General features: G+C 58.8%; 12 protein-coding genes. 4 read left to right on the top strand and 8 right to left on the bottom strand.

Translation table 11 applies throughout. The features are described from left to right. On the bottom strand, positions 1 to 1,006 hold a 1,006-nt coding region (locus RSSM_RS25520), incomplete at its 3' end, for an AAA family ATPase (protein WP_008686654.1). Positions 1,007 to 1,538: 532 nt separating this feature from the next. Next, entirely contained in the window at positions 1,539 to 1,877 is a 339-nt protein-coding gene (gene nirD, locus RSSM_RS25515; protein ID WP_044303642.1) for a nitrite reductase small subunit NirD, read from the bottom strand. A gap of 443 nt (positions 1,878 to 2,320) precedes the next feature. Here nirD and RSSM_RS25510 point away from each other — a divergent pair, with 443 nt between their 5' ends. Further along, on the top strand, positions 2,321 to 4,156 hold the full coding sequence (locus RSSM_RS25510; protein WP_008686652.1) for a TIGR03960 family B12-binding radical SAM protein: 1,836 nt from the start codon (positions 2,321 to 2,323) through the stop codon (positions 4,154 to 4,156). A 427-nt stretch (positions 4,157 to 4,583) separates the two neighbouring features. On the opposite strand, the gene RSSM_RS25505 is transcribed toward RSSM_RS25510, so the two are convergent. Next, on the bottom strand, positions 4,584 to 7,979 hold the full coding sequence (locus tag RSSM_RS25505; RefSeq protein WP_008686651.1) for a type II and III secretion system protein: 3,396 nt from the start codon (positions 7,977 to 7,979) through the stop codon (positions 4,584 to 4,586). Between the two features lie 670 nt (positions 7,980 to 8,649). Between RSSM_RS25505 and RSSM_RS25495 the strand changes: the two genes are divergently transcribed. Then, positions 8,650 to 9,711, top strand: a complete 1,062-nt coding sequence (locus RSSM_RS25495; protein ID WP_008686648.1) for a succinylglutamate desuccinylase/aspartoacylase family protein — start codon at positions 8,650 to 8,652, stop codon at positions 9,709 to 9,711. 500 nt (positions 9,712 to 10,211) lie between these two features. Here RSSM_RS25495 and RSSM_RS25490 read toward each other — a convergent pair whose 3' ends face one another. The 5 genes from RSSM_RS25490 to RSSM_RS25470 all read right to left on the bottom strand — a co-directional run bounded on the left by RSSM_RS25490 (position 10,212) and on the right by RSSM_RS25470 (position 15,829). Then, positions 10,212 to 10,877: a P-loop NTPase family protein gene (locus RSSM_RS25490; RefSeq protein ID WP_008686646.1), complete on the bottom strand. Its 666-nt coding sequence runs from the start codon at positions 10,875 to 10,877 to the stop codon at positions 10,212 to 10,214. 270 nt (positions 10,878 to 11,147) lie between these two features. After that, on the bottom strand, positions 11,148 to 11,441 hold the full coding sequence (locus RSSM_RS25485; RefSeq protein WP_008686645.1) for a hypothetical protein: 294 nt from the start codon (positions 11,439 to 11,441) through the stop codon (positions 11,148 to 11,150). Between the two features lie 166 nt (positions 11,442 to 11,607). Then, positions 11,608 to 12,666 carry a metallophosphoesterase gene (locus tag RSSM_RS25480; RefSeq protein WP_008686644.1) on the bottom strand — a complete coding sequence of 353 codons (1,059 nt, stop codon included), beginning with the start codon at positions 12,664 to 12,666 and terminating at the stop codon, positions 11,608 to 11,610. Further along, a complete protein-coding gene (locus tag RSSM_RS25475) occupies positions 12,663 to 14,291 on the bottom strand; it encodes an AAA family ATPase (protein WP_008686643.1) in 1,629 nt (542 codons plus the stop codon). Before RSSM_RS25475 ends, RSSM_RS25480 begins: the two co-directional genes overlap by 4 nt. Continuing rightward, positions 14,288 to 15,829, bottom strand: coding sequence for a carboxypeptidase M32 (locus RSSM_RS25470; RefSeq protein WP_008686642.1), 1,542 nt, complete (start codon positions 15,827 to 15,829; stop codon positions 14,288 to 14,290). Before RSSM_RS25470 ends, RSSM_RS25475 begins: the two co-directional genes overlap by 4 nt. A gap of 284 nt (positions 15,830 to 16,113) precedes the next feature. Here RSSM_RS25470 and RSSM_RS25465 point away from each other — a divergent pair, with 284 nt between their 5' ends. Continuing rightward, positions 16,114 to 17,478 carry a sodium:calcium antiporter gene (locus RSSM_RS25465; protein ID WP_008686640.1) on the top strand — a complete coding sequence of 455 codons (1,365 nt, stop codon included), beginning with the start codon at positions 16,114 to 16,116 and terminating at the stop codon, positions 17,476 to 17,478. A 143-nt stretch (positions 17,479 to 17,621) separates the two neighbouring features. Beyond that, positions 17,622 to 18,572, top strand: a complete 951-nt coding sequence (gene mdh / locus RSSM_RS25460) for a malate dehydrogenase (RefSeq protein WP_008686639.1) — start codon at positions 17,622 to 17,624, stop codon at positions 18,570 to 18,572. Positions 18,573 to 18,697 lie beyond the last annotated feature (125 nt).

The following is an 18,697-nucleotide window of genomic DNA, read 5'->3' as shown; positions in this document are numbered from 1 at the left end:
TCTCGGCGGCGAAATTCACCACCATCCGGTGTCGTAGCACCGGCGGCGCGAGGGCTTGGATGTCCTCGACTTGGACGTGGTGGCGGCCTTGCAACAATGCACGTGCCTTGCCGCCGAGGATCATGAATTGGACCGCGCGAGGCCCGGCACCCCAACCGACCAAATCGTCGACGAAGTCTGGCACACCTTCGCTGCCGACTCGGGTCTGCCGCACCAGAGACAACGCGTAACGAATCACATGGTCGCTGACCGGGACCTGACGAACGAGATGTTGCAGTCGCAGGATTTCTTCGCCCGTCAGTACCGGTTCGGCGGTTCCGGTGACGGTCCCCGTGGTGCGGCGGGCGACTTCGAATTCCTCGTCGAAACTCGGATAGTCGACGAAGATCTTGAACATGAACCGGTCCTGCTGCGCCTCCGGCAGCGGGTAGGTGCCTTCTTGTTCGATCGGGTTTTGCGTCGCCAAGACAAAGAACGGATCGTCGAGCATGTGCCGTTCGCGACCGGCGGTGACCTGACGTTCCTGCATCGCTTCGAGCAGCGAGGCTTGAGTCTTTGGCGGAGTCCGGTTGATTTCGTCGGCGAGGACAATGTTGGCGAACAACGGTCCCGGCATGAATCGCAATTCCCGGTGCCCCGACGCCCGGTCTTCTTCGATGATTTCGGTTCCCGTCACGTCAGCCGGCATGAGGTCGGGCGTGAACTGGATCCGGCTGAATGAGAGGTCGAGCGTTTTCGCCAGGGTGCTGATCATCAGCGTTTTGGCGAGTCCCGGGACGCCTTCGAGCAGCACGTGTCCGCGGCTGAACAGGCAGATCAGGATTTCGTCGATCACATGTTCTTGGCCGACGATGATTTTGCCGAGTTCGGACAAAACCCGCTCTCGGGCTTCGTGTAGCCGGCCAGCGTCGGCTTCGCTGACGGGAGAATCGACAGGCGATCCGGTGCCACCGGGTTGGCCGTTTCCGGTTTCCTGAGCGTGATCAGAGTGCTCGGGTTGATTCATTCAGACGGTCTCAAAGAGGACGTTTTCAGGAATTGAGTTAACGCAGTTTAACGCACCAGGAAGCTTTGTGATGCTAGGGAGGCTCGGAAATAGGAAGCGGCGCCCCCTTTCGCGCGGATTTGCGGCCTCGCGTTCCCCCCAATCATCAATGCATCGCCGTTTTCATCAATCTTCGGAGCAGTACGCGGCCGGAGTCGCAAATGCTCGGAAAAAACACGTCGGGGGGGTCGCCAAGACTTCGGAGGTGTGTTGGGGGGAGGCGGAACGATTGGCGAGTCCAGTTGCGGCGGTGGTTGGGTAGCGATACTCGCCAAGAGTCTCGGCGATTTAATCAAGGGCCAACCTGTTTTCGTTTAACCGGTAGCCGTAGGCGACGTACAGCGGTAAGTAGGTTGCCTTTGGCTGCCCGTTGAACGAACTAAAACAACAAACCCGCCAAGAGTTTCGGTGGGCCCTGCGAAACGTCGAAAGTCTTGGCGATTTTCGCTACGGGGAATGTTCTGCGTCGGAGAATCTGTGCGCCAAGGATTCCCTACGCCGTTTCGTCCGACGGCTCGCTTTTCGGCGTCGGACGCACCCAGACCTCGTCGTTTTCGACTTTCACGTCAAAGCAATCGACTTTGGTGCGCGGATTGTCTTCCCAAGTCCCGTCGGTGATGCAAAACCGCCAAGCGTGCCAGGGGCACATTACGGAGGTGCCTTCGACATGACCTTCGGCCAACGAAGCTCCCATGTGAGGGCACATGTCGTCGATCGCGTACCAGTCGTCTCCTTTGCGGAACACCGCCACCATCCGGTCACCGAGCGAGAACGCTCGTCCGACGTTTTCTTCAAAATCCGAAACTTTGCCGACGTTTTCGTATTCGCTCATGATGGAATCTTTCATGTGGCAAGGGAATTTGTCCGTAGCCGATGTCGCCAGACTTCGGGGGTGTGTGGTTGTTGGGGATTCTGAATTCGTGGCGAGTTCAGGCACGGGGGTGGATGGGTAGCGAAACTCGCAATCGGTTTGTCGATTTAATAAGAGTCAACGTGTTTTCGTTTAACCGGTAGCCGTAGGCGACGTGAAGTGGCAAGTAGGTCGCCTTTGGCTGCCCGTTAAACGCATAAGTCAATAGCCCGCAATGAGTTTCGGTGGGCCCTGCGAATCGCCGAAAGTCTTGGCGACTTTCGCTACGGGGTGAGCACGATTGCAGACGAGGCCCTGGTGGTTGCGGTGGTTTGTCGCGGGGTTAAACCTTATCCTAGTTGCGCTCTTTCGACGACCTGCGGTTCGCGGGCTGTACTTGTTTCTGTCTCTTATAACGGATTGTCATGATCAACCACACTCTCAAAAGAAGGCTCGAGTCGGTCGTTCTGCCGTACGTTCAGATGCCGGCGCAGTATGTGGGGGGTGAACGCAATATCGTTGTCAAGAACCACGCGGACGTGAAAGGAAAGCTCGCGATCGGTTTCCCCGATGCCTACACGATTGGGATGAGCCATCATGGTCTGCAGGTACTGTATTCGATGATCAATCGCCGCGACGATTGGTGTGCCGAACGCGTTTTCACGCCGTGGCCCGATATGGAGGCGAAACTGCGCGAGCACGATCTGCCGCTCTACACGCTCGAGACCTTTACACCGCTGAATGAATTCGATGTCGTCGGTTTGTCGTTGCAGTACGAGATCAGCTCGCCGAACGTGCTCACGATGATCGACCTCGGCGGCATCCCGCTCGAAGCCGAAGATCGCACGATGGCGGACCCTTTGTTGCTCGCCGGCGGTCCGTGTTGTCAGAATCCGGAACCGATGGCGGATTATTTTGACGTGATGGTGACCGGCGACGGTGAACCCGCGTTGCCGGTGATCTGTGACGCGTGGTTGAAACTCCGCAACGAAGCCCGTTTGCCCGACGGCAGTTATACGCCGGGCGAGGCTGGACGCCGCGAACGCGAAGAAGCCCTCGCGAAGATCGCCGCCGAATTCGAGTTCGCTTACGTGCCTCGGTTCTACACGCCCGAGTACGTCGACGGGCGAGTCTCCGCCAACCCACGCAACCGCGACGACGTTCCCGAAACGATTGCCCCGAGTGTGATCTCGGACCTCGACGGGATCCCGTTGCCGACCGCACCGATCGTGCCTTACGTCAAATGCGTGCACGACCGGATCGCGATCGAAATCATGCGTGGTTGCCCGCACCTGTGCCGGTTCTGCCAAAGCACGGTGATCAAACGACCGCTGCGGATCCGCGAAGTCGATACGATCGTGGACGCGGCGATGGAGAGCTACCGGAACACGGGATACAACGAAATCAGTGTCCTGTCGCTTTCGAGCAGCGATTACCCGCACTTTGAACCGTTGATCCGGCGTCTGCACGAGGTCTTCCGCCCGCTCGGTGTGAACATCACCGTGCCGAGTCTGCGGGTGAACGATCAACTGCGAAGTCTGCCGGAGTTGATTGGCAGCGAACGTCGGCGTTCATTGACTCTCGCACCCGAGGTCGCCCGCGACGACATGCGGGAGCAAATCCGCAAGAAGATCAAGAACAGCGATTTGATCGAGGGTTGTCGTGCCGCGTTCCAGAATGGTTTCGAAAGTGTGAAGTTGTATTTCATGTGCGGGCTTCCTGGCGAGCGTCAGGTTGACCTCGACGGAATCGTCGACTTGGCCGAAGCGATCGCGCGTGTGGGCAAGGAGGTCAACGGCCGCAACGCCCGGGTGACCGCGAGCGTCTCGAACTTTGTGCCCAAGGCTCACACGCCGTATCAATGGAACGGGATGCAGTCGCGCGAGTATTTCCAATGGGCACACAAATATCTTTACAGCCGACGGCAAATCCGCAGCGTGAACATCAAGTGTCACGATATCGAAACGAGCCTGCTCGAAGGCGTGCTCAGCCGCGGTGACCGGCGAACCGGCAAAGCGATCCGGTTGGCGTGGGAACGCGGCGCCAGAATGGACGGTTGGACCGAGCACCTCGATCCAGAACGCTGGTGGACGGCGATCGAGGACGCGGGATTGGACGTGCAAAATCTACTGCACGACAAATACGAACTGATGGACAAACTCCCCTGGGACCACGTCAACGTGAAGTTCGGGCGAACCTACCTTGAGAAAGAACAAACCCGAGCCACGGTCCAGCTAGCCGACATGGCCGCCGCGATCTAGTGTTCCACTGCAGTGTGGCTTTCGGGTGGAATCGTAGTGGATGACGCAAGGAATCCCCTTGGGTGACTAGCGCATCAAGGACTCGTCGCCTCGTCCACTACCCGAAAATCAAGTTGACATGAAGTACTAGTCGTCCCCGTCGCGAAAGCCGCCAACGCATTCGGATTTCAAGCGTAGCGAAGTCGCCAAGACTTCCGTGGTGTGAGTGTTGTTGGGGAGTCTGGACTCTTGGCGAGCCCAGGTACGGGGGGGCGAGTGGCGAAACTCGCCGAGAGTTTCGGCGGGGCCTGCGAAACGCCGAAAGTCTTGGCGACTTTCGCTACGGGTGGTGGCGTTTGTGGGGGATGGTTTTAAACGAAAGAACCCTCCATCAGTTTCCTGATGGAGGGTTCCGGTTGATTGGCCTGAAAGCGGTTTGCTTTCGAGGTTAGTTCCTAGGATCGAAACCGGTTTGGGCGATTTCTTCCTCTTCTTGGATGATGATCCGTGGGGTCACCATCAGCATCAGGCTGGTCGATGTCCGGCCGACACCCGTGTTGCGGAACAAGCGGCTGACGTATGGGATCTTGCTGAGGAACGGCACACCGCGTTCGTTGCGGCCTTCGCTCATTCGTTTGATACCACCGAGCAGAATCGTACCACCGTCTGGAACACTCACGGTCGTGCTGACCGAAGTCGACGCGAACGTTGGTTGTTGGACCGTCGTACCTTGGATGACGTCTTCCTCTTCGTTCTCGTCGTTTTCGTCGATCACGCCGTCGCCGTTGGTGTCCACTTCGCTCGTGCTCGAACTGCGGGTCGTCCGTGCACCTTCGTAGGTGAACGTGTTGACTTCGCCGATCTGGCTGAACGTTGGAACCAGCGTCAGACGCACGAAGCGTTTGTCATCGCTAACGACACCCTGCACGTTCAGTCGGGTTCCCTCATCGAGGACCACGATCACCGGTTGCTGAGCGACGGCAAAGTCACCGACAACAGGAACGATACTGGTCACGAACGGTCGCGACACGGTGTCGTTGATCGAGGCGATCTGTCCGTCGAACAAGGTCACCTTCGGTGCCTGCATGATGTTACTACGGTTGTCCCCTTGAGCGGCCTGCAAGAAGAAGAACGCTTCGATGTCACTCAAGATCGCAAAACCGATCGTCGAGATCGACCCGGTGTCTCCACCGAACGGAGCCACCGCACCACTGAAGGTTTGGTTGTCGAATCGAATGTCGAGGTCAGCGGTCGGCACACCTTGTGCGTCCAAACCGATCGTGACGGCCGAACCCGAGTCATCCGCTGGGATGCTTTGGGCGTTGTCGTCAAAGCGGACGTCGAAGTCGATTCCGATTTGTTCGAAGAACGTATCGGCCAGCGTGATGAAGCGAACCTCGATCGTGATCTGCAGGTTTTGCAGGCGACGAAGCGATTCGAGCAGGTCGACGATTTGGTCGTGCACATCGCTCGTCGTGCTGATCACCAGCGACAAGTTTTGTGGGTACGGTGCCATCGTGCCGACGCCGCCGAGGGCTTCCCAGCTGTCCGGTTCGATCGTTTGTTGAATCAGTTGCATCAGCGAATCGAAGTCAGCCATCGATCCACCACCGCGGCCCGACGGGACGACGCCCGAGGCACCGAGGCCACCGGCGAAGCTCGAACCGCTGCCCATTGGGTTGTACTGGCCGAGCATGTTGCGGCCGAGGTTGTTCGACGCGTTGTTAGCCATCCCGCCGCCGAGGTCGGTCATCGAAACCGGCATCACTTGGACGTCGGTGGTCGGACGGATCATTTGGTAGGCGGACTTCAACGCACCGGCCAAGCCGTGTTCGTATCCCGAGATGAAGTTCGGGATCGGCGTGACGAGGTCGGCGACGCGATAGGTTCGTGGGAACACCATCGTGCGACGAGCTTCGCGGCTGGTGACGTTGAGCACGTCGTTATCGAGCACGTAGGTCAAGTCGAGGTCTTCGAGCAAGATGTTCAGTGCACTCTTGAGCGGCAGACGGCTGTTGATCGATTTCGAAACCGGCGTGTCGCGGCTGATTCGGATCGCAGCAAGGGCTCGTTGGTCGATCACGATCGGCACACCGGTGACGGCGGCCAAGTCATCAAGGACTTCTCCGAGCGGGCTGTTGCGGTACTTCAGTTCGACGTCGGTTTCGAGTTTGCGTTGAATCTCTTGTTCGCGAATGCTCAGTCGTGAGTTGCTGTCACGAGCGGCGAGGCGACGACGCGAGATCGCTTCCCAGTCCTTCGGGTCTTGGAAAGTGAACGGACGGTCCGGGTCTGGAGCGACCGCGGTGCGGCCGATGTCGAGCATTGTGCGTGCAAACCCGTTCTCGCTGTCCGCACGAATGTCTTCGTCCATCTGCAGACGGACTTGCGTGCGGCTGTTGTGGAACATCGTCATCGCGATCGTCGAGTCTGGCTTCAACTCGCCAACTTGCTTTGCAATCACTTCGGCTTCTTGGAAGCGTTTTTGATCCATCAGGTCGTTGAACGTGTCAACCAAGAGCGAAATCTCTTGATCGATGCGTGCTTCGCGAGCGTCTTCGGTTTCCATTTCCGTGCGGATGCGTTCGTTCTCGAGGTCGAGATCGATCTTCGCCCGGTTGGCTTCCACGTAGTTGCGTTGTTCGGTCAAAGCACGTCCGACCATCGCGGAGAGCGATGCACGAGAGGCTTCGTCAATGTTCGCACCTTCGACCTTGCGGGCGAGGCGTTCGAGGTCGCTGACCGCGTCCAGGGGAGCATCGGTCTTCTTCTCGTTTGCTTTGGCGAGTTCTGTGGTTACTTCGCGGTACAACCGTTTGACTTGTTGAGCGGCAGCGAGGTCCGCTTTCTCAATCGCGGTCATCGGAGCAGAAGGAGTCGACGTCGCTGGCATGCGTGAAGGCTGCAGCAGCGTCAGTTTGTCTTGCAACGCACGACGGGTGTCGACCGGCAAGTCAGCTTCGAATTCCCATGCTTTGACAAACTTCGCACGAGCTTCGGCTTGGTTGCCCGCGGAGAGGAGTTGCATGCCTTCGGCGTACAAGCGTTCGCCTTCGGATGATCCGGCACGGTTGTCACCGACATAGTTCGATGACGCTTGGACTTGTTGAATGCCCGATGGTTGGCCGGGTGTGAACGTGCCACCGGCCTGCGCGACCATGTTGGCGGCAGGTTGACCGGATTGACCGATCGGCATCACGTTGTTCGTTTGAGCGATCGCCGGGTTGGCGGCGGCTTGTTGAGCGAGTTGGTTCAGGTCCAGACCGCTGCGTCGTGCTGCTGACTGAACGTCGAGCAACAGTTGCCACGGGCGGGCGTCGCCAGGGTCGAACTCTTGTTGACCGACGCCGAGGTTTTGTGCGGCGGTCGCGAACCGGAATGCGGAGGCGACGTCACCGCGGTCCAAGGCCGTGCGGCCCATTGCGGTGAGGCGACGGCTCTCTTGTTTGCGTTTATCGAGCGGCCAAGACTTCGGATCGACTGCGGCAGCTTCTTGCTGGCTGTCGATCGGTGCCATGGCGGAACCCGATGGAGTGGCGATCGGAGTCAGGTTCAGCAGGCTGCCGTCGATGCCGCGTGCGACCAGAGTATCGTAGCGTTTACGAAGCTCCGGGTTGGTCGGTGCGACTTGGTGTGCGGCGCGGTACGCCTGGACGGCTCCGGTGAAGTTGCCGGCGGCAACTGCGGCATCGATCGCTTGTAACTGCGACGTGATGCTTTGGCCGGTGGGTTGACCCTGAGCGTTGGGTTGACCCTGAGCGGTTCCCTGCGATCCTGGCAACGTGAATTGTGCCGATGCGGTCGGGGTGAAAGCAATCAGGCATCCGACCAAGCACAAAGGCATGACCGTACCTTTCGGGATAGTCATACGCGATCTCCTTGGCGGAATGGGATATGAGGTGGGACGGAGCCCGACAATCTCACCGTGTTTGAGGGGACGGTCGACCGCACACCGCTCGTAACGAGTGGAATGGGTGGGTTCGACACTGGATGAACTCTTTTGCCTGGGCGGCTTGTTCGAGCGGTTCAACGCGACTCTCCTTCTTCGCGGTGAGACATTGGACAGATTTCGGAAAGCTCTCGCATTAGCTCGAAATCCTTTCGAGGCGATACGGAAACCTTCCGATTGGGTCTGGCAATACGAACTGATCGCTTGTCGCGTCAAGCCGGTTTTGGGTGTTTTTTATATAGCGAATTCTTCAAAGTTTTGCTCAAGTCGTCGTTAAACACGACGAATACGGGGGATTGCGCAGCCCGATCATCTCGCTGCGATCGAGTCAACACGAATCAGGGCGAAAAAATGTCGAAAAGTTTTTCGGCGAGCGACGTTTTGCGGGCAAAAGCAGCCGGCGATCAACCCCGGTGAAAACCACGTTTCGGTGGTTGGCGTTCGTCGTGCGACGAGGGGGCGCGTTGGGGCGATTGATGCCTTCTCTTGGAAAACGATGCCGTCTCTTGGAAAACGTTGCGCTGGAGTAGAATTGCTGGGTTCCAAGGCAAAATGAAAGCACACAATGACAGATTGGAAGACGCAAACCTGGTTCGGGCACGACATCGACGCGGGGCAACACCGAAACACCGAACTCGAGATCTCAGAAAGCTACAGCGGCCGGAACATCGCCATCCCTCTGCGAGTGGTCCGAGGAGTCGAGCCGGGGCCAACCGTTTTCGTCACGGGGGCTTTGCACGGGGATGAACTGAACGGGACCGGTGCGATCCGTTCGTTCTTGGCCGATCCGGAGTGGGGGCCGGTCCGTGGCAACGTGTTGATGATCCCGGTGCTCAACGTTCTCGGGTTCGAGCGGCACTCGCGATATTTGCCAGACCGTCGTGACCTCAATCGCTGCTTCCCCGGCAATGCGTCGGGCAGCATGGCGACTCGGATGGCCAAAGTCATTTTTGACGAGATCGTTGCCAAGTGTGATTTCGGCATCGACCTGCACACCGCGGCGGTCCGCCGGACGAACTATCCGAACGTGCGATGTGATTTCAAAAACGATGAGTGTCTTCGATTGGCGACAGCCTTCGGCGCCGGAGTGATCCTCGACGGGCGTGGTCCGAAAGGATCGTTTCGACGCGAGGCGACCGCGGCGGGTTGCCCGACGATCGTGGTCGAGGGTGGCGAAGTTTGGAAGGTGGAACCGTCGGTGGTCGATTGCATGACCCGCGGCATCGTCAATGTGCTGCAGGAGTTGGAGATGATCGACGGTGAACCGGAGGTGCCCGAGAACCAAGTGAAGTTGAAACAGACCAAGTGGGTTCGGGCCGAACGGGGTGGCTTCATGGACATGCACGTGTCTCCCGGCACGACGGTCGTCAAAGGACAACCGCTCGCGACGAACAGCAGTCTCGTGCAAGAAGACCAAAACCGATTGGAGGCCCCTTTTGACGGGATCGTCATCGGCATGACCACGCTGCCCGCCGTGCAACCCGGCGAACCGGTGATTCACCTCGGAAAATTAAGCAGCCCGAAGACCGTTCGCCGCGTTGAAAAACAAACCCAAGCCGACGAAGTCCAACGAACTGCTCAAGAGCACTTGTCGACGAACGTGCAAGTGGTTGAGCCGATGGATTGAGAGCGGAGGAAACCGTGTGAATTTGTGGTAAGTCGGGGCCAACCTTCATCCGGGCTCCCCTCATCCTTCTCCCCCGCAGATCCGGGGAGAAGGGAGCCAGTGTGTGTGGGTGCGTGGGGTTGGTTGATTTGCTCATTCGGAAGCTAGCTCGTATTCCACTGCAGCGTGGCTTTCGGGTGCAATCGTAGTGGATGACGCAAGGAATCTCCTTGGGTGACTAGCGCATCAAGGACTCGTCGCCTCGTCCACTACCCGAAAATCAAGTTGACATGAAGCACTACTGGTGCGTCACGATCAAGAATTCGAGTTCAATGCCGTAGCGAAAGTTGCCAAAACGTTCGGCGATTCACGAGCGTTTCCGAAACTCTTGGCGAGTTTCGCTACCTTCGAGGTTTGCTTTGACAGATCACGAGGCCTTACACGCCCAAGTTGAGTCGCGAGGACGTGGATTGCTCGGTGAATTCCACGGTGGCGAATACCTCCGGGGAGACTCGGGACGCCTATCTCTCGTCCTTCTCCACTGGGCTGTCTGCTTCGATCTCTTCGATGCCGACTCCTTCGCCGCGGTCGGGAGACAAGCGGTAAACTCGGTCGGCGTGCCGGATGAAATGATTCACGTCATGATGGCTGATCATCAGGACTTGGAATCCGAGTGCCGTGCCGGCTTCTTGGACGATGCGGGTGAGTTTCGGGACGAGGTCCGGGTGCAGCCAGCAGTCTTGCTCGTCGAGGACCAGGAATTTGCGGTGGCGGCGTTCGTCGAGCGTCGTGATCGCGAGCATCCTCAGGCCGACCGAGACCACGTTGGCGACCGATCCCCCCTGGCCTTTCATGATGTCTTCGGTGTTCTCGCCTCGCAGAATCGAGAACTCGACGCTGGCGGCACCGCGGCTGAACGACGCGTTGGCTTTGAAATGAATGTCTTGTTCGAGGACTTCCTGAAGCGCCTTGGTCATCGTGTTTTCGATCAGCGTCAATTGACGCTGGAATACATCGTTGCCGAGTTTTTCCAACGCGTTGGTGACGTCGTCGGCGATCGCGAGAAAGCGATTCTGTTCTTGGAGTTGCTCGGTAACCTTGGCCTGTCTGGAAACCAATTCATCACGCTTGCCCTCGATGCGATGGGCGCGGTTGCGAAGGTCGGCGAGGTTGGGGGGGGCGTTCAAAGATCGTTCGAAAGGTGAAGGGAAGGGGAGACAGGAATCAAGTAGCCGAAGTTGCCAAGACTTCGGTGGTGCGGTCATGGTGGGGAGTCTGGGTTCTCGGCGAATCCAGCTACGCGAATGGTTGGGTACGCGAATCGTTGGGTAGCGAAACTCGCCGAGAGTTTCGGCGGGGCACTGCGAATCGCCGAAAGTCTTGGCGACTTTCGCTACGGTTGGAACACCGATTTCTAGAGTTATTCGGGGAATCAGGTAGCCGGCGTCGGGTGTTATCTAGGCGTCGGCCTTCTTGCCTTCCGCGGTGGCCTTTTCCACTTCGGCGAGGTCGCCGCTGATCTTGTCGAGCAGGGTTTGGTATTCGCTGCGTCGTTTTTCGTTTTCGGCTTCCATTTGTTCGAGCTTCTCGGTCAGCTCTTTCACGTCGCTCGTGCCGAATTCTTTCTCGGCTTCCGCCTGAGCACTGGCGAGCTGTTTTTCGGCTTCGCTCAATTGCGTTTGCGCCTGGATCTTTCTCTCGTTGAGCTGTTCGTATTCCGATTTGAGTTGTTCGATCGTGCGGGCTGTCATTTCAAAGTCTCTCTGGGAAGGGTGGGCTGAGCGATTGCGGGGTTCAGGATTAAAGGTTGGTGTAGGCCGGATGAAGGAGGCTTTGCGACGCACATCCGGCAGTCGAGTTACCGGAACGTCGTCGCGCTCGGTACGGCCTACAGTGTCTAATAGGTTGCTGAAAACGTTACTGAGTCGACTGGGTGACTTCGGCAGCGAGACGCATGATTTCGTCCGCGATCGCTTTGTCGAACTGCGACACGTTTTGTTCGAGGTACGTCATCAATCCGGCACCGCTGTCGGTTTTACGTTGAGTCAATTCGCGTAGGTCGGCGATGAATGCGGAACCGTCAGCGGCGTCCTCTTCGGATTCGTCGCCAATCAGTTCCGGATGGAACACCTCGTCGAAGGGTTCGTGTGGGACGCGAACCCAACGAATCGACCACGGGACGTCGGATTGCGATTGGAAGTCGAACGCCTCGATGGCTTCGTCGGCGACAACGGACGTGTTCGCAGGAGGTACGACGCAAACGACGGCGGGGACGTGAGCACGTGACGCGTCGCTGCGAGCTCGGCGGGTGATGTTGCCAGCGGTGATCCAATTCGTGCCGTCTTTGCGGACCGGTTCGAGTCGTCGGTGCACGTGACCGTTGACGATCAAATCGATGCCGGGGATCTCTTTGGGCCGGATCCGGCCGGCCTCTTCGTATCCTGGAATGAGGATGTCGTGGTGGGTGATCCAGGCGACCAGGTCGGCGTCGTCGCCTTGGGTTTGGAACAATTCACCGTCGCCGGGCGATGCGGTCGAACCGGCAAACTCTTTGGGTAACTTCTCGCCCCAAACCGTTCCACCGACGATCACGCGGCGACCGTCAACGGTGCCGACCCAAGGATCGTCTTGGGAGAGCAAACGGAGGTGTCCTCCGGCGAAAAGAATACTGACCGAATCGTTCGGCTTTCGCGTGTTTTCACGCACGTCGTGGTTGCCATGGATCGCCGGCAGCCCGGGGCCGTAGAAGTCTGAAATGGTCTCGATGATTTGCGACAGCAGCCAGTTCGGGTTGTCTTGCGGGAGGTGGAACAGGTCACCGAGCAAGATCGGTTGCAGGTTCTGTTCGCGTGCGTAACGCAAACACCACGCGAACTTTGCCAACGCAACCTGCGGGTAATCGTCTTTGCGGAAACCGGGGACGCGGGCTTCCAAGTGCGGGTCGCCGATGAACAGCAGGCCTGATTTTTCGTTCATACCGCGGGCTCCTTATCGTTCGAGGCGCCGTCGTGGTCGTGGGATCCGGGGACCGTCGACATCAGCGTTTCCGGATCGATGCTGCCGCCGCAGGTTTCGCATTTGGGGTTCGCGTCGACGAACTCTCGAATCGCCCGTTCATGCTCGCTGAGTTTGCGTTTGGCCTCGTTGGCGGCTGTTCTTACACGTTCGACCTCCGCGATGATTTTCCCTAATCGATCGACCGTTTTGCGGACCGGCTCGAGATCATGGGGAGGTTCGATCGGCCGCAGCACCGCGAGCATTTCGGCTCGCTCGGACGTTATGTCGTGCCGTCGGTGAGCCTCACGTAGGCCCGCGATCGTGCGGCGCAGTGATTCGGAGGACTCGATCGTGGGTGGCGGCGTGAGGGACGCGGTGGCGGCGATGCGTGATTGCAATTGATCGCGAGAGGTGGACGCGTGGTGCAGACGCTCGATCAGTTGCACCGCTCGCGTGGTGTCGTGCTGCGACGGTACCGCGGTCAGCGGCAAAAGTGATGTGTGAACCTGTTTGGCGGTCGCGTGATGGGTGATCGCGTTGTCGAGTCGACGCAGATGTTGGCGACAGGATTCGGCCGGCTGCATCTCGGGCGGGGAGGAGAGCGGACCGCAACAGTCGGCAATTCGCACCGATACCGCGTGATGTTGCTGCGCGGCAATGATCCGTCGAATCAGAACCGCCAGTTCCGCTGCGGGGTGTTGGGCCGGCAGTGGTTGCAGCTGCGACAGTGCGGTGCAGCGAGCTTTTTCGCGATCGCGGATCCGCGTTTGTCGCTCGGCCGCGGCGAGCCAACTGCGCAGCCGATCGCATTGCGTGCGGCGGGCCAACAGGTCATCGGGCGTGGTCTCGGCGTCGGACAACCGATTGAGAATGTTCAGTTCGTTCCGCAAACGGGTTGCTTCGGTCGCCGCGGACCGCAACCGCGTGATCAGTGCGGCGAGTTCTTTGGCCCGTTGTTGTCCGGATTGCAATTCGTCCTGCATGTTCTCGGCGCGAGCGACCGATTCGGTGATCGCGTCGATCGGTGCGAACGCGGTGATGCGAGCGGTGTTCTGTTCGCTCTCAGTGTGCAGCCGTTTGGCTTCGGTGCGTGCTTTGGACGTGCGAGCACGATGGACGTGTTGCATCTCAACGAGGCGGGCGGCATCCGACGACGAAGCGAAGAACGCTGCCGCTCGGCTGCCACTTTCGTTCAGCAAAAACACCGGCGACTTTTGTTCGCCGAAATGAATGTCGTATTCGTTCTTGCTCGCGCCGACTTCCGTGATGACTTTGTCGAGTCGCAACGAATCGTGCAGTTCTTCCGGGATGCCTTGGCCGGTGCGGTGAACGTCTTCGCCGTCGATATTATATTTGACGGTTGTCTTTTTGCGTTCCCAGATGATCGTATGGTCGTCATCGGTTTCGACCGTGATCCGGCAGACCTTCGCACCGTGACGCATCACGTGTTTGGTGCGTCCGTTGGCGGCGATGATTTGCAGTGCCGAGACGAGGGCCGATTTGCCGCAGTTGTTCGGCCCGGTGAGCACCGTCAGTCCGTCGGCAAGTTCGATCTCCGTCTTGCCGTGGGACATGAAATTTTCGAGCGTGATCTTTCGAATCATGAGGTCGCGTTGCTCGAAACAGCCGGGCTTTTGACGTCATAGACGAGCGAGTAGCGTTCACGCAGGCTCGCCACCAACGGTTCGGCGGACAGCGGTGCGCCGGTCGCGTTTTGCACGAGTTCGTCGGCGGAGAATTTGCGTCCGTGAGCGTGCACGTGTTTCCGCAGCCAATCCAACAGTGGTTGGAATTCCCCGCGAGCGATCATGCCGCTGAGGTCGCCGAGCGATTCTTCGGCCGCCGCGTAGAGTTGGGCGCCGATCAGGTTGCCGAGAGTGTAGGTAGGGAAATAGCCGAACAAGCCGGCGCTCCAGTGCACATCCTGCAACACGCCGTCGGCGTCGGACGGCGGTCGAACACCGATGACGCTTTCGTAGCGTTCGTTCCAAACCCCCGGCAAGTCATCGGTCGATAATTCGCCCGCGATCAGGGCTTGCTCGAGTTCGAAGCGAACGATGATGTGCAGGTTGTACGTTGCCTCGTCTGCTTCGACGCGGATCAGCGAAGGGGTGACACGGTTAAAAGATGCGTGCCACTGTTCCGGCGTCGCTTTCTCGCCGAAGGTTTCTTGCATCAGCGGCGTGAAGCACTGCCAAAACTCAGCCGACCGGCCGACGAGGTTTTCCCACAACCGCGACTGCGATTCGTGAATGCCCAGCGACGCGTACGTGCCCGGCGGCAAACCGTACCAATCCTGCGGCAGTCCTTGTTCGTACATGCCGTGGCCGGCTTCGTGCAGCGTTCCGAAGATACTGCCGGGCAGCCAACTCGAATCGTAACGCGTCAAAATTCGGCAGTCCGACGGCCCCAACGCTGTGCAGAACGGGTGCGAGGTTTCGTCGAGCCGTCCGCGATTGAAGTCGAACCCGATCGCTTCGGCCAAGTTGCGTGAAATTTGCCACTGACCGTCGACGCTGTACTGTTTCTTCAGCAACGTTTCGTCGACTTGGCGTGCCGAGCCTTGGATCTCGTCGAGCAGTTTGACCAGTTCGCCGCGAAGGCTCGCAAAGACGCTCGATAGCTGGTCGGCTTTCGCGTCCGGTTCGTACTGGTCGAGCAACGCTTCGTACGTTGTCTGTCCCTCTTCGGCGAGGCACTCGCCGGCTTGGCGTTGCAGCGAGATCATCTCGTCGAGGGCCGGTTGGAACTGGCGATAGTCGTCGGCTTTGCGTGCCGCGTCCCAACATCCCTGGCCACGCACGGTCGCCGACGCGATGGCTTCGACGAGCGATTTGGGCAGGCGTTTTTGTTTCTCGTAGTCCTTCCGGACCAGCCTCACCGTCGCACCGATGTTGCTGTGCGGATCGTCCGCCTCGGACCAATCGCTGAGTTGGTCTAGCCACGTCGCGATCTCCGGGCCGGTCTGCATGTCGTGAACCAAACCGCTGAGATAGGCGACCTGTTCGGCACGAAATTCACCGCCCTCGGGAGGCATGCCGGTGCGTTCGTCCCACCCGAGAAGTTCCGCGGCGGAAGAGACCAGCGAGGTCTTGTGCAGGTGGTCTCGCAGTGCCTGGAAAACCTCTCCGTGATTGGTCATTTTTTCATTCCTTTGTGGCTTTGAGCGGTTTTTGACGCGTTCTACGGCAGGGCAGTTTTGCCAGCGAGCCGCGATCGGGGCACGTTCGACGGTGACGGGGGATGTGTGCCTGAACGATACCGGTATTAGGGAACATGTTCAATCATCCAAACCGTCGTGGCCCCCGGTCGCGTGGATCGACTGCGATCGACTACGATCCTGCGAGAGGCCGCGTGGAGGAGTCGGGGGTGCCGACGATGTTGACGCGAGTCTCTTGAATCGCATTCGCTTATCAAAGAGTACAGATGGGAATATTGATTCCGTTGATCGTCATCTTCTTCACGTGCCTGGTGATCTGGCGGGCGTGTGACGGATTTGAAATCGCCAGTGAATATATCGGACGCAATTTGTCCGAGGGGGTTCGCGGGGGCACGATCAATGCAATCTCGTCGAGCGTTCCGGAGCTGTGCACGACGCTGATCGCTCTGTTTGTTTTGTCCGACCGCGACGGGTTCTCGGTCGGGATCGGGACGACTGCCGGGAGTGCGATCTTCAACGGAATGATTATTCCGGCGGTTTGTATCCTCAGCGTGGTCGGTTTTGTTGTCGCGGGTGTTCGGGTGACGTCGGTGAACGTTTCGACGAAGGTGCTCGTTCGCGACGGGCTGTCGTTGATCTTGTGCGAGTTCGTGTTGATCTTGTTGGTCAACGGCGACCAACTGCACTGGTGGCAGGGCGGCGTCTTGATGCTGATGTATTTCGCGTATTTGTTTTACATGCTGGCGTCGATGAAGCGGCCTGAGACCGGTAGCGATGCCGAGCATTGCGACGATGCCGGCGACTGCGAAAACGTGAGCGGCGAAGATGCTGATGGCAAAAATGAGAACTGCGATAATGCGAGCGGCGAACCGGGAGCGGACTGCGACGATTCGCAGGCGGGGGCGATCGGACGTGTCTGCTATTGGTTGTCCGGTGGCCCGTTGTTGGATTTGGAACGGTGGTTTGTTCGCGACCATCATCGCGAGCAAATGCGTGACGAGTCGTGGAACGGTTGGGGATTGTTGTTGACCTCGACCGCGGTGATCGGTGCCGCGTGTTGGGGGCTGGTGACGGCGTGCGAGTGGCTGGGGACCGGGCCGGGCAACGCGGAGCACCCGTCGTACACGTTTTTGGGGCAGTCGTTCGAAGGGCTGGGGATGCCGGCGATGTTCGTCGCGGTGATCTTTGCGTCGATGGCGACGAGCGTACCCGACACCGTGATTTCGATCCGAGATGCCCGCGACGGCGATTACGACGACGCGGTGGCCAACGCGCTGGGCAGCAATATCTTTGACATTTGTTTCGCGTTGGGATTCCCGCTATTTGTGTACACGCTGATTCATGGACCGATTGAGCTGTCGGCCGACATCGCCGAACAGAGTGGCGAGCTGCGTCTGCTGCTGTTGATCCTCACCGTGGTCGGGTTCTTTGTTTACTTCCTCGGGGCACGCGGCGAGACCGCGTCGGGGACTCCGTACGTGGAGATGCGTCGCGGGAAGGCGGTTTTGCTGTTGGGGCTTTATGTCGCGTTTGTGGCTTACATCATCGCACGGAGCCAGGGAGTTCCGGCCGCAGCGGGGCTGTCTGAGTGGTTGCGAATGGTGCTGGATTGGCTGCCAAAACTCGGGTGAGACGAGTTATCGCAGTCGCCCCTCTTGACGCTCGGCAGGGGGCTGCCAACATATCGCCATCCCGAGCGTCGAAGTCGATGGACCATCGACGGGTGGCCACCGGTCGCCTCGCCTATCCCCCCTTTCAATGTTGACAAAATCTCATGTTACGTCGCGCTAAAATCACGATCATTGGAGCCGGAAACGTAGGTGCCACGTGTGCCCATTGGTGTGCAGCGGCCGAACTCGGCGACGTCTGCCTGCTCGACATTCCACAAACCGAAGACATGCCAGCCGGCAAGGCTCTCGATTTGATGCAGGCCTCGCCGATCATGGGATACGATTCGAACATCCTCGGCACGACGGACTACGCCGACACCAAAGACAGCGACGTGATCGTGGTCACCGCCGGGATTCCTCGCAAACCCGGCATGAGCCGTGACGACCTGTTGGCGACCAACGCCAAGATCGTCACCAGCGTCGGTGAACAAATCAAAGCGACCAGCCCGAACGCAGTCGTGATCGTCGTCAGCAACCCGCTCGACGCGATGGTTCAGCAGATGTGGAAGGTCACCGGGTTCGAACCGTCCCGCGTGATCGGACAAGCCGGCGTGTTGGACACGGCTCGCTATCGCACGTTCCTGGCAATGGAACTGGGTGTCAGCATCGAAGACATCAGCGCGTTGTTGATGGGCGGCCACGGCGACACAATGGTGCCAATCCCGAGCTGCACGAGCGTCGGCGGTATCCCGGTGACTCAACTGATCGATTCGGCCCGTTTGGACGAAATCGTCGACCGAACCCGCAAGGGCGGTGCGGAGATCGTTTCGTTGCTGAAGACCGGCAGTGCGTATTACGCTCCCGCCGCAGCGTGTGCCCAAATGGTCGAAGCGGTCGTCAAAGATAAGAAACGCGTGATCCCCGTCGCCGCTCACTGCGAATCGGAATACGGCGTCGGTGGCTACTACGTTGGCGTGCCTGTCGTGATGGGAGCCGGCGGTGTCGAAAAGATCATCGAGTTGAAACTCACCGATGACGAAACGAAGGCGTTCCAAAACAGCGTCGACGCAGTGAAATCGCTCGTCGCCACCATGAACGATTTGCTGTCGGCGTAACGCGACACCAATGAGCCGAAGTGCGTGAGCACTCGGTTGTTGGGCATGTTCGGGTAACAACCTACTCGACGTTTCCACCCGAAGCCATTCGCCCCACGTAGCTCGGTCTTTCCAAGACCGAGAGC

The organism is Aporhodopirellula sallentina SM41 (assembly GCF_000346505.1).
Classification (GTDB): Bacteria; Planctomycetota; Planctomycetia; order Pirellulales; family Pirellulaceae; genus Rhodopirellula; species Rhodopirellula sallentina.
Note: the sequence above shows the minus strand (reverse complement) of the source record. Positions and strands in the feature narration are given on the sequence as shown.

Excerpts from the sequence above, each read along its gene's own strand:
- nirD (WP_044303642.1), bottom strand. The coding sequence starts at position 1,877 with ATGAGCGAATACGAAAACGTCGGCAAAGTTTCGGATTTTGAAGAAAAC.
- RSSM_RS25510 (WP_008686652.1), top strand. The coding sequence starts at position 2,321 with ATGATCAACCACACTCTCAAAAGAAGGCTCGAGTCGGTCGTTCTGCCG.
- RSSM_RS25505 (WP_008686651.1), bottom strand. The coding sequence starts at position 7,979 with ATGCCTTTGTGCTTGGTCGGATGCCTGATTGCTTTCACCCCGACCGCA.
- RSSM_RS25495 (WP_008686648.1), top strand. The coding sequence starts at position 8,650 with ATGACAGATTGGAAGACGCAAACCTGGTTCGGGCACGACATCGACGCG.
- RSSM_RS25485 (WP_008686645.1), bottom strand. The coding sequence starts at position 11,441 with ATGACAGCCCGCACGATCGAACAACTCAAATCGGAATACGAACAGCTC.
- RSSM_RS25480 (WP_008686644.1), bottom strand. The coding sequence starts at position 12,666 with ATGAACGAAAAATCAGGCCTGCTGTTCATCGGCGACCCGCACTTGGAA.
- RSSM_RS25475 (WP_008686643.1), bottom strand. The coding sequence starts at position 14,291 with ATGATTCGAAAGATCACGCTCGAAAATTTCATGTCCCACGGCAAGACG.
- RSSM_RS25470 (WP_008686642.1), bottom strand. The coding sequence starts at position 15,829 with ATGACCAATCACGGAGAGGTTTTCCAGGCACTGCGAGACCACCTGCAC.
- RSSM_RS25465 (WP_008686640.1), top strand. The coding sequence starts at position 16,114 with ATGGGAATATTGATTCCGTTGATCGTCATCTTCTTCACGTGCCTGGTG.
- mdh (WP_008686639.1), top strand. The coding sequence starts at position 17,622 with ATGTTACGTCGCGCTAAAATCACGATCATTGGAGCCGGAAACGTAGGT.